7 protein-coding genes are annotated in these 11,909 nt (G+C 68.1%); 2 read left to right on the top strand and 5 right to left on the bottom strand.

From position 1 onward, the window contains the following. Positions 1-164 precede the first annotated feature (164 nt). From WME89_RS28950 to WME89_RS28935, 4 genes are all read right to left on the bottom strand, one after another. Complete coding sequence (locus WME89_RS28950; protein ID WP_438002921.1) at positions 165-314, bottom strand: hypothetical protein; 150 nt, start codon at positions 312-314, stop codon at positions 165-167. 277 nt (positions 315-591) lie between these two features. After that, positions 592-1,374, bottom strand: coding sequence for an IS21-like element helper ATPase IstB (gene istB / locus WME89_RS28945; protein ID WP_438002920.1), 783 nt, complete (start codon positions 1,372-1,374; stop codon positions 592-594). Continuing rightward, positions 1,371-2,609, bottom strand: a complete 1,239-nt coding sequence (gene istA / locus WME89_RS28940; protein WP_438002919.1) for an IS21 family transposase — start codon at positions 2,607-2,609, stop codon at positions 1,371-1,373. The genes istB and istA overlap by 4 nt, the downstream gene beginning before the upstream one ends. Before the next feature lie 502 nt (positions 2,610-3,111). Further along, the gene (locus tag WME89_RS28935) at positions 3,112-4,977 is read right to left on the bottom strand and encodes a hypothetical protein (RefSeq protein ID WP_438002918.1); all 1,866 of its coding nucleotides are present in this window, start codon (positions 4,975-4,977) and stop codon (positions 3,112-3,114) included. Between the two features lie 986 nt (positions 4,978-5,963). On the opposite strand from WME89_RS28935, the gene WME89_RS28930 reads away from it, so the two are divergent. Beyond that, on the top strand, positions 5,964-6,479 hold the full coding sequence (locus tag WME89_RS28930; protein ID WP_438002917.1) for a hypothetical protein: 516 nt from the start codon (positions 5,964-5,966) through the stop codon (positions 6,477-6,479). Between the two features lie 180 nt (positions 6,480-6,659). On the opposite strand, the gene WME89_RS28925 is transcribed toward WME89_RS28930, so the two are convergent. Continuing rightward, entirely contained in the window at positions 6,660-8,222 is a 1,563-nt protein-coding gene (locus tag WME89_RS28925; protein ID WP_438002916.1) for an endo-1,4-beta-xylanase, read from the bottom strand. A gap of 1,176 nt (positions 8,223-9,398) precedes the next feature. On the opposite strand from WME89_RS28925, the gene WME89_RS28920 reads away from it, so the two are divergent. Next, complete coding sequence (locus WME89_RS28920) at positions 9,399-11,852, top strand: family 43 glycosylhydrolase (protein ID WP_438002915.1); 2,454 nt, start codon at positions 9,399-9,401, stop codon at positions 11,850-11,852. Positions 11,853-11,909 lie beyond the last annotated feature (57 nt).

Here is an 11,909-nt window from a genome sequence, read left to right as displayed (position 1 = left end):
GCCTGCTGCTTGCCGACAGCACTTTGCCGGAGCCCTCCAGGGCGCTTCGGCACGCAACCACTGCGCGCGGCCTATCTCAGCAGAGCCTGCGGGCACTGGCGAGCGGCAAGGCTCCGGCAGCGAGTCGACGCGAGCGGCGGGCTCGACGTTCTGCCCAAGCTTGCTCACCCCTCCGGTGCCACCAGCAGCCCGAGCAGCCGACCGAGCGCCTCGTGAACGACCCGGGCCGCCACCTCATCCCCGAGGGCGACGGCGCGGCATAGGGTGCTGGCGAGCGAGGCGACCACCGCAGCACGACGCGACGGATCGGTCACGGCGAGTTCCCCAAGCCCGGGGCTTGGCCGCTGGGCCCGGGTTGGGTCCACGCCCTCTGAACGGGTGCGATCCGTCGCCACGCTCTCCCGAAATCCCCGCGGAAGCGACGGATCGCGACGGTTCACCCCCGCGGAAGAGTACCGCCAGAAAGACCGGTCGCTGACGAGCGGCCGCCGGAAACGGTAGCGATTTCCATATCATCCGCCTGTGTCAAGCGACAGTAACTTCTGACCCCCTTACGACAGTAAAACTGACCCCCCCTCCCGCGCTCCTGGATCACCTGGCCGGCGCGGCGTTCCCGCCGAGCAGCCCCGCCTTCTTTTTCTGCTTCAGCCTGTAGCTGTCTCCCGAGATCATCAGGGTGTGGCTGTGGTGGAGCAAGCGATCGAGGATGGCGGCAGCGAGGACTTCGTCCCCGAAGACCGTTCCCCACTGCGTCACCACCTGATTTGTCGTGATCAGGGTGCTGCTCTTCTCGTACCTCCTGGCAACGAGCTGGAAGAAGAGATGGGCGCTCTGCCTCTCGAAGGGCAGGTAGCCCAGCTCATCGACCACCAGCAACTTCGGCTTCGTGTAGAGGAGGAGCTTCTCCGCGAGCTGCCCTTCGGTTTCGGCCTTCGAGAGCGTCGCCAGCAGCGCGGTCGCGCTCGTGAAGAGCACCGAGTGCCCCGCCTCGACGGCGGCCCGCCCCAGCGCGATGGCCAGGTGCGTCTTGCCCACGCCGGGAGGGCCGAAGACCAGCACGTTCTCGGCCTGGGCGATGAAGCGTCCGGTGGCGAGCTCGCGGACGAGCTTCTGGTCGATCGAGGGCTGAAACTTGAAGTCGAAGTCCTCGAGCGTCTTGATCGTCGGAAAGTGTGCGATCTGGATCCCCATCGCCACCCGCTTGCGCTGCTTGGACCCGATCTCCTCGGACAGCAGCTTGTCCAGGAAATCGAGGTAGGTCGGCTCGGTCCTGGCCGCCTCGGAGAGCAAGGCGTCGAGCCGCTCGGCGATGGAGCGCATTCTGAGCCGGCTGAGGCCCTCAACAACGCGTGCATGCACCAGCTCGCGGCTCACGAGACCACCTCCCCGATGACGGCCGCGTAGTCCGACAGGCTGCGTCCCATGGCCTCCGGGGCGCTCAGGGGCGCCTCCGGCTGCGTGGGCGCGGCAGGCCTGCGCCACAGCCCGTCGAAGTGGCTGGGGTCGGTGACGCGAGCATGAGGCTCGAAGGAGCGCTCGTACCGCGCTACCAGCTCCGTTCCCCGGTAGATGCGGACCTCGCGCTCACCGACGACGACGTCCACGGTGTCGCGCACAAGCCGGTGCGGGACGCTGTAGCGGACCGTGTCCACGTCGACGAGGGCGTCGTTGGCCACGCGTCGGCGAAGCCGCTGCTCTCGCACCGGCACGGGCCGTGACGGCAACGGCCGGAGCGCGTGCCGCTCATCGCGCTCGAAGCGCACAAGCGGCGCCTCGTGGGTCGTGCCGTGGATGCGCTGGTCGGCCTCGGCCATCCACCGGACCAGATGGCCTTCCAGCGCTGCAAAGGACTCGAACTCACGCCCTGCCAGCTCGTTGCGCTTGACGTACTTCACGCCTGACTCCGTCTTGCCCTTGGTGCGCGCACGGTAGGGCCCGCAGGCGCGCGGGATGACGTCCCAATCGCGGCAGAAGGCGAAGTAAGCCGGGTGGAACGTCACGGTGCCTGTCTCGCGCTCGCGGCCGAGCACCAGCGAGCGCGCGTTGTCCCCGAGCAGGGTGCGAGTGACGCCGCCGAAGTGGCGGAACGCTTCTGCGATCCCTTCGCGCCAGTCGTCCTGTCGCTCGCTCAGAAATGCCTTGACGAAGAGCCTCCGTGAGTGGCTCAATACGGCGACCAACAGGTGCACCCGGACGAATGTGCCGGCGATGCGGACCTGCTTCTGACCAAAATCGATCTGCATCTGGTAGCCAGGGGCAGTTTCGAACCGTACGCTGGCCACATCGGCAGCCCTCTCCTCGCGGCGAAGATCCGCAACGATGCGCTGCACGGTCCTCGGGCTCACAGAGATGCCGCGGTTGGCAAGCTCGCCTGCGATGACCACGGCGTTGCCCTCCGCCAAGCCGGTGAAGAGTTGCTTCGCTTCCGCGCGGCCGTCCTCGTCCAAGCAGCGCCGAGCAGGGCGTATCTGCGCCTCGGCAGCGGCTCCACCGCGCAAATAGCGGCGGACTGTGTTGCGCGCAACGCCGAGCTCCGCGGCGATTCGTTTGGAGCCCCACCCGCGACCCGCTAACTCGCGAATCTGCCGGATAATGTCCGGCTCGATCATCTTCAGCACCTCTGAACGGAGAGGTGCCACGTCCAAGTCCCTGTTTTCCATACCGTTTCCTCCGCTCTGGCGCGAGGGAGGGGGGTCAGTTTTACTGTCGCCAGGGGGTCATTATTACTGTCGCTCTACAGCCTGTTTCGCCGCCGAGGGCGGGGCCGGTCTGGCCCAACGGGGCGCCCTCCGCCGCCGCGTCGCCCGCGGTGAAGGGCCCGCGGCATCACCGGTCCCACCGTACGGCCACGCTGCGCGCCCTGGTGACATCGAGCACCTTGAGCGATCCGCCTCTCTCCTTGGAAAGTGGCGCTGTATCAATAACCTATCCATGCATGCTCTTGCCCGCTGTGGAGTGAAGGCGACCCCTTCAACAAAAGCCACAGAGGGCACATAGCTTCTCTTTCTCTCCTCTGTGCCCTCCGTGCCTCTGTGGTTCGTTTTCTGATGACCCAGGGACGGACCTGGCGACGCGGCACCAGCCCGATCCGGCTCGATCGGGCGATCGGCTTCAGGGACCGAGCTTCACGACGAACACATCGAGGCCGCCGGCGGACGTCATGGGGCCGTTGCCGAAGTCGACGTCGCCGTACAGCTCCCCGGCGGCGTAGACGTCGCCTGCTGCGTCGAAGGCGACGCCGCCGTACGCCACCGCCGTGTTGCCGAAGCGGCTGCTCCACACGTGGCCTCCGGCGCCGTCGTACTTGGCGACGAAGATGTCGTTGGCTCCGGCGCTCGGGACCGGACCGCCCCCGAGGTCGGCGCCGCCCTCGAACGACCCGAGCACGGCGGTGTTGCCCGAGGCGTCCAGGGCGACGGAGATCACCGCGTCGTTGCCGCCGCCGCCGATGCTCCTGCTCCACACGTGGTTCCCGCTCGCGTCGAGCATCGCCGCGAAGCCGTCGTTCGGCCCGCTCGCGACCAGCGGACCGCCGCCGAAGTCGACGGTACCGAGGAACCACCCGCCCACCACGACGTTCCCGGACGCGTCCGAGGCGATGGTGATTCCGTATTGATCGTCCGCGTCGCCGAAGACCTTGCTCCACAGGTGGTCGCCCAGAGGATCGAGCTTCACCACGACGATGTCGTTCTGCCCGGCGCTGGTCAAGACGCCGCCGCCGAAGTCTGCCTGTCCCGTCAAGAGCCCCACGAAGCTCACGTTGCCCGACGCGTCGACGGCGACGCCCTCCCCGTCCTGGAAGCTCGCGTCGCCGAAGCGCTTGCTCCAGAGGTGGTTGCCCGCTGGATCCAGCTTGGCCACGAGGGCGTCGTAATCGCCCGCGGACGGCAGCGGGCCCCCGCCGATATCGATGGATCCGCCCGAGCTCACCGCGGCGAGGATCACGTTGCCCGCGCCGTCCACCGCGATCGTGCGCGAGGCGCTGCGTCCTCCGACCGCCCCGAAGCGCTTGCTCCAGAGGTGGTTGCCCGCTGGATCGAGCTTGGCCAGGAAGATGCTGCTCGTCCCCACGCTGGTGAGGGGGCCGCCGCCGAGATCCACGGTGCCGGAGAACTCGCCGGCGAGGATCACGTTGCCCGCGCCGTCGATGGCGACGCCGTTGCCGTAGGAGCCCTGTGGGCTGGGGAAGCCCCTGCTCCAGAGGTGGTTGCCGGCGGCGTCGAGCATCGCGACGAAGGCGTCGTTGGAGAGCGCCTGCGGGAGCGCGCCGCCGCCGAAGTCGATCCCCTGGATATAGGAGCCCGTGATGGCCACGTTGCCCGCGCTGTCGACGGCGACGGCGTGGGGGGCCTGGTCCTGGCTGTCGCCGAAGAGCTTCGCCCAGAGCGGAGGCCGGGGCGGCGGCCCGCAGTCGAGCGTGACCTGCGAGCCCCAGAGGCGGAGCTCACCGAGGTCCACACGGGCATAGCGCGTCTCCTCGCCGCACGGATCGGGGTCGATCGTCTGGGGCGCGGGCCGGGGAGCGCTGCCCGCACGAGCCGAGAGCGAGCCGACCCGGCGGAGTTCATCCAGCTCGGCCCGGCTCAGCGCGTCGAAGCTCGCCGGATCGCCGGCCAGGACGAGCCGGCCGTCGGCCGCCGCGAAGGGATCGAGGTGGCGCGCCCGCAGCGCGTCCAGGGCGTCGCGCAGCGAGGCCTCGAGCGGACCGGAGCGGAGCACGACGCGATCGACGTCGAGCGGCGGATCGAGCTGAACGTGGTAGACGACCGCCTCGGCGTCGAGCGCGAGGACGAGGCGCTCGCCCGGCGGGAGCTGGTCGATGTTCGCCTGCGCGACGAGCACGTGCCGGACGCGCGTGTCCTCCGCGGCGGCCGTATCCGCCGGGGCGCAGCCCGACAGGCCCTGGAGGACAGCGCAGCCGATCGCGAGGAGAGGAATCAGCGCAGGGCGGAAGAGCTTACGAGTCAGGTCGCGCATGGCGCACCACGTCCTTTCATGGATCTCGAGAGCGCACACGGCGCCGAGGCGCGCTTTTCCCGAGGAGAGCACCTTACCAGAGGCGGCGGGGGCCCGGGAACCCATGAAGAGTGCGGGATCGCGAAGCTCGGATGTCGGACAACCAGCGACCCGGCGGTCCTGGCGCGCTACACAGGCGCGGCGCGACGGCTCCCGTGCGGCCATGTCCGCCGAGCCGACCCTCACTCCTCGATGACGAGCGGCCGTAGCTCGCCCCGTGGTTGTCGCCGTTGCCGTTGCGCCCCAGGTTCACCACGACCGTGCGCACGTCGTCCGCCTTGGCGCGGAATGTCAGCAGGTAGCGTCCCGCCTGCGGCAAGTTGACCGTGGTGCGAGCCTGGATGTGCCACATGTCGGAGCCGGGCTGCTGCACGTTGATGGGCATCTGGCGGCCGGTAAAGTCCGCCCACCCCGAGGCACCGTTCCAGTTGAGGACCAGCCGCTGCTGCTCTGGTTTCCCGCGAGCGCGGTGTTGGTCAAGTTATCGAGAGAACACTAATTCACGAAGTTGAGAGGACCTCGGCAAGCGTCGATCTGGCTGGCCTTATCGCCATCGCGCACCTCTCCTCATCGGCCGGCCCGAGGAGCCAGACCTCTCGGCGATCCGCATCAAATAACCGATCAAATCGTACGTTTATCGCCGGCGTGCGTCGTCAAGGCCATGCTTGATGACAGCGCGGGGCGGCGCGTCGGCTTCCAGCTCCGAGATGTACGAGGACCCCTCGAGAGCGTCCGGGAGACCGGAATCAACCTCGGCGCACAGGACCCGAAGAGCTGAACGACCAGCCTGACCCTGTACCGGGCCGCAGGCTCCGGTTCCCTCGCCGTGGAGGCGGCGCTGACGCTGCTGCGCATCCCTCATGCGTTGCTCGAGCGCCAGGCGCTCGATCCGCAGAGGCGATCTGCTCGCGCCTGGCACACGGGCCAGCGGCCCTGATCGGAGTGTCATGGTTGCCTCGTTCGCGCATGACACCCCCTCTGCTCTCCGCGCTGGCATGGGCGTTGCTAACTCAGCCGGCATGAGAACACTGGGCGTGATGGCGATGGGGTGTTGGTTGCTCGCTGGCTGCGGCGGTCCCGATTTCGACGAAAACCGCTCGAAATGGCGCGCCGACCGGCCGGAGGAATACGTCATCTCGATCTGCGGCACCGGCTTCGAGGGTGGCTGTACCCTCGCCGCGGTCTCCGGAGATACCGTCGTTGCCACCGCTCGCAGCGGGACCAAGGCACCGAGCGTCGGCGACTGGACGTTCGCTGAAGCGCCCGAGCAAGCGGACCCCGTGGAAGCCCTGTTCGGCCGGGCAGCGCTCGAGGGCGAGGGCTGCGAGCTCACCCGCATCGACTTCGACGACCGCTACGGCTACGTGGCGGACTACTACTGGGACTGCGGTGAAGAAGGGGGCGGCGAGCGCGTCGCGTGCTTCGAGCCCGACACGAGCGACGCGACGCGATGCACGCAGTGAGCGCACGGCCAGCGCCGGTCAACGGGCGGAGCCACCAGGACCGACGCCGCGCTCATCTCCGGCCCTCTGGGGCCCGTCGAGCTGGTCCTTGGCGGCGTCGTCCTGTCAGGAGTCCTCAGGCGACAGGGCCTCGCCGTCGCATGCTCCCTGCCCGGCGCAGCGGCCGCTCCCTCCGGACCGTCAGCGTCCGAGGAAGCCCATGAGCCAGCTCATGGCCGGCCGCATGGCGCCGCTCGACTGCTGGAGGCCGGTGTTGTCCCTCCAGGTGGCGCCGACGATGTAACCCCAGAGCGTGATGCCTTTGACGGAGGGGTGGTTCCAGAACATCGTGAACTGCTCCTCCATCACCCGCTTCTGCTGGTTGTCGTCCGCGATGCCGATGTCGTACTCGGTGATGTAGACGGGCTTGCCCAGCGAGGCGAGCTTGTCGACGTACCCCTTCACGGTGTTGGTGTTGATCTTGTAGGCGTCATGGGCCTGCGCGCCGAGCGCGTCGACAGGGGCGCCCGCGTTGATCACCGCCCGCGCGATCTTCATGAAGTTCTGGTGATCGCCCTCGTACTCGATGTTGTTGTAGTCGTTGAGGATGAGGACCGCGTTCGGGCAGTACTCGCGCGCCCACTTGAAGGAGTTGACGATCCAGTCGTAGCCGCTGGCGCCGTCTCCGCCGATGGCGTTCTTGTAGGAAGGCGTGGTGTGGGGCGGCGGCTCGTTGACGACGTCGATGTACTTCGTGTCGGGGTAGCGCGCGCAGAACGACCGCATCCAGTCCTTGACGGCGGCCTGCTGGTCCGCCGCGGAGAGGCCCGAGAGCCAGCTGGGCTGCTGGGCACCCCACACGAAGACGTGCTGCTTGAAGATGACGTTGTTCGACTTCGCGTAGTTGTAGATCCGGTCGAGCGCTGCCCAGTTCTTCGAGCCGCGGGAGCTCTCGACGGAGCCCCACTTGCCCTCGTTCTCCGGCGTGATCTGGTTCCAGTAGCGCGAGAAGCCGTCGCGCACGGCGCCGTTGGTCGTGATGTTGCCCACGAACTTCGTGCCGCCGCTGCCGCCGCCGCCACCGGAGCCGCCGGAGCCGCCGGAGCCGCCGGAGCCGCCAGAGCCGCCAGAGCCGCCGGAGCCGCCGGTGCCCGAGCTGCTGCTGGAGCTGCTGCTGGAGCTGCTGCTCGAGCCGCTCCCCACGACCCTGAGCGAGAACTTCTGGTTTGCGCCGTTCGCCCAGCCCCACTGCTGGAGGCCGGTGCCGTCCGTCGTCGCCCGGCCCATGACGTCGAGCGCCTTGCCGCTGGCGCGGCCCATGATGCGCTGGACGCCGCTGGCGACATCGATGAACTCGAATTGCTGGCTCCAGGCAGAGCCGTTGCAGGCGGACTGGACGATGGCCGCGCCGTCCGCGGTCGAGCTCCCGTTCACCGCGAGACACTGGCCGCTGTTCACGTTCTTGAGCCGGTAGAACGCGCCGCCCGCCGACTCCGCGCGAAACTGCTGCCGCGTCGTGCCGTTACAGGTGGCGATCTGCGCCGCCGCCGAGCTCGCCGTGCTCCCGCCCCGGATCTCCACGCACTTGTTGCTCTGGGTGCCGACGATCGTATAGACCGCGCTCGTATCGACCGTGATGGCGCCCTCGAGCGAGCCTTCCTCCTCGATCTCGGCGTCGTACGCCTCCTCGGGGCCGATGACGCACGACACGGCGAGGACGCCCGCCGCAGCCGCAAACAAGGCCTGCTTGGTTCCCAGTCTCATTTTGTTCTCCTGTCCCGGTAAGTAAGTAGAGCTCGGACCTGCCTGCTGCTCGGCGCTGCCCTCGCGAAGGTCGGGGTCGCTCGACGCGCCCCGAGGGCTCTCGCAGGGACGCCGCGCCGGCCACTGCCGCTGCGTATGAATCTTTATCGAGATACGCGCGGAGCGGATAAGTTCATTCTGTGCGCGTCAGGCAGCGCGCTCAGGGTGTTTATTGCGCCGAGATAGCCTGTTCGTCAAGCCGATTGTGCATCTCGAACGGTCCGCGGCCTGATTGAGGTGCGATGTTATCAGATGCGGAGTGATGCTGGTGGTTTGACGCCGACATGCTGCCGAGTCCTCGAGTGCGCCTCGCTCGAGTGCTTCGCGCGCCAGCAGGGCTGAAAGAGTCCCCTCCTGACGTGAAGCGATTCGCTCTGATCGAAGCGGAGCGGACAGGCGAGAAATGCAGGGCGGCCCTGTCGTGGAGGCCTGTGCTCCCTCTGCCTCGCCGCCGTCCGGACCCCGTGCGCGCAGCTCCGGGCAGCGCGCAGCGGTGGCTCCCCGGGCTCGTCAGCGACCGTCAGCGATCGGGGTCATCCAGGATTCAAGGGGGGCGCAAGAAAGCGAAAGTTTTTTGCTTCATCGTACGGACCGACGAAGGATGGTGATGGCCGGCATACCTGCTCGGCATGGGACGACAACCCTCGATCGCTACGAGGCGCGATCGGGCCGGGGCAGAGCGAGAGCGGCCTCCCCTCGCGTCAGCGAGGAGCGGCGCCGGTGGTATCGACCGCGATCCGCGAGCGCGCCGTCCCACGCGTCCGCGACGACCGAGCGACCGGCGCCGGGACCGAGATCTATCCCGATGGCGGTCCTGATCCGCATGACGACCCACCCATGGCAAAGCCTGAAGAGGAATCCATTGTGAGCGCTCACATCGCCGATGTCAATTCCAAAGCGCTCCGCCCCTCTCCGCCCGGTCGCGGCCCGGCGATCACGCTCGTCCCACGCTGGAATTCAGGGGTTCACTTGAAACCTCACTCGAGATAAAGAGAGCCGCGCCGGTCGGCGAGCGTGCTCGCCTTCCGAGCCGGGCGGATTCTTGCAGCACGCCGAGCCTCCGGGGATCGAGGCGTTCGCTGCAGATCGCCGGGAGCACAACGAGAGCGCTGGCGTGAGGCCGGCGAGGAGCAGACGATGAGACGAGACAGCGCGCCTGTCATGGCGGTTCTCCTGATCGGGTCCCTGATGGCGGCCTGCGGAGATGGCGAAGAGGCCGAGTATGCGCTCACAATCGAGACCAGCGGCGAGGGCACGACCGACCCCGGGCCCGGGACTCACACGCAGAAGGCGGGTAGCTGGATCACCGTGACCGCGACGCCGGCCGCGGGCTACAACTTCCTGGGATGGAGCGGGGCCAGCGCCGGGCTGGACAACCCGGTGACCATCACCCTGGACGCGAGCAAGACGCTCAAGGCCACGTTCGGCACGGCCTTCAGCCCGACGACCTACCAGAACCCGGTCCTGCCCGGTGATCACCCGGACATGAACATCTACCGGGAAGGCGACACCTTCTATGTGGTCGGGTCCAACTTCCACATGATGCCCGCCTTCGAGATCCTGCGCTCGACGGATCTCGTGCGCTGGGAGCGCCTGCCCCGGGTGGTCCACTCCACCGCGGCCGCGCTGGAGGGGCAGCTCGGCCCCGGCCAGGGCACCTGGGGCGGCTTCATCGTCAAGGCGGACGATGTCTACCGGGTCTACTACTCCATCGGCGCCACGCAGCATTTTTCCTCGGCGCCCAGCCTCGAGGGTCCGTGGTCCGAGCCCACCAAGGTCGACGTCTTCCCCTACACGCCGCCCGGCAGCGACGTCTCGTACACGCGAGGGACCGGCTCCGACAACTCGGTGTTCGTCGAGCCGGACAGCGGCAAGGCCTACATGATCATCAAGAACGGCCTGTGCAAGTGGGACGCAGAGCATCCCAACGACTTCGGCATCAACCTGGTCACGGAGATCGACCCGGAGACCGGGATGCTGATCCCGGAGTCGACGATCGATCTCAGCTTCATCAACTGGGACCAGGAGACCGGCGGCTGCGGGGACTTCAGCGATCCCGACTGGAGCAAGTGGGCCGAGGGGCCGACCATGGCCAGGCGCGGCGACTGGTACTATTACTTCGTGTCGACCCACACGGCCTGCGGCGGCCAGATGCACGCGTGGGCCTCGAAGAAGCTGGTCGGCAGCACCCAGGAGGACTGGCACTGGCTCGGCTACGTGCTGACCGGCGAGGAGCCGTATGCTGGCGTGCAGCACGGCACGGCGCCGTTCGAGCTCGAGGACGGCACCTGGTGGGTCTTCGCCCATTCGTACGATTGCACGAACATCGGCACCCAGGACTCGAAGAACGGTGAATGGCAGGGGTTGGCCCGCGAGGGGCTGCTCCTGGGCGTCAGCTGGGAGGACGAGGAGGTGGACGGCGAGACCATCCCGGTGCCGCGGTACACGAGCTCGGTGCGCGACCTGCCGGCGCCCGAGCTGCCGCAGAGCGGCGTGCCCTTCCTGCTGCCGGTGAACGACGAGTTCTCGTCGGACCAGATCGGCCCTGCCTGGACCACCTACGGCCCGTCGGAGGACAGGTATTCGGTGAAGGACCGCCCGGGGTGGCTGCAGATCGATGCGGACGCCGGCGAGACGACGTGGGTGGTGCAGAAGGACGCGCTGCACTCGAGCAGCATGATCGTGAAGATGGAGTTCACGCCCGGGCGCGACGGCGACGCCGCGGGCGTCCGGGTGGGCAACGGCTACTGGCAGGATGAGCAAGTGATCTCTGCCCCGACGTGGATGACCAGCAGCGAGAACTTCATGCTCCCCGCCATCATGGAGGTCTCGGTGGCGCGGGTCATGGAGGACGACGCCGACAAGATCCGGTTCTCCTTCCGCTCGCGCTCGGTGGAGCCGCCGGCGGAGGGGGGCAGCGCGTACACGGAGCTCGCCAAGCCGGTGGTGGTGAGCGAGTCGGTGCCCGCCCCCTCCGGCGAGAGCGTGTGGCTGAAGCTGGTCCGCACCGACCACAAGGCCACGGGCTGGTTCAGCAAGGATGGCGTCGAGTGGACCCAGGTGGGCTCCGAGGTCGACATCTCCGCGCTCGACAGCTTCTATGCCATGGCCCACACCTGGATCGGCAACCAGGCTGGCATGTTCGCGACGGGCAAGCGCGCCGACTTCGACCTGTTCGCGTACCGCGACGGGTTCACCCCGATCCCGGCCGCCGAGGCGAACCAGCAGTCGGGCGCCGACGTCGTGTCGAACGATCAGGGAACCCCGGCGCTGGGCGGGCTGGAGAACGGCGACTGGGCCATGTATGGCAGCGTCTACCTGGGCAACAACCGCGTGCACGCGGACGCCATCGAGCTGAAGGCCTCTAGCGCCGGTCAAGGCGGCGTCGTGGAGGTCTGGCTCGATCCGCTGGCCGGCGGCTCGGCCATCGGGACCTGCACCATCCCCGGCACGGGCGGCTGGGACAAGTGGGAGACGACCCGATGCAGCGTGGCGCCCACCACGGGGACCCACGAGGTCTACCTGAAGGTGACGGGCGACGCGGGCGAGCTGATCCGCCTCGCCTCCGTGCGGTTCGTGCCCGCCAAGTGACCTGACGGGATCACGCGGCAAGCGCGTGACGCCGGGTGCCCGGCGTCACGCGCGGAA

Origin of the sequence: Sorangium sp. So ce321, from assembly GCF_051530195.1 — a bacterium.
Taxonomy (GTDB): Bacteria; Myxococcota_A; Polyangia; order Polyangiales; family Polyangiaceae; genus Sorangium.
The sequence above is the reverse complement of the archived record's forward strand: the minus strand, read 5'-3'. Positions and strand labels throughout refer to the sequence as shown.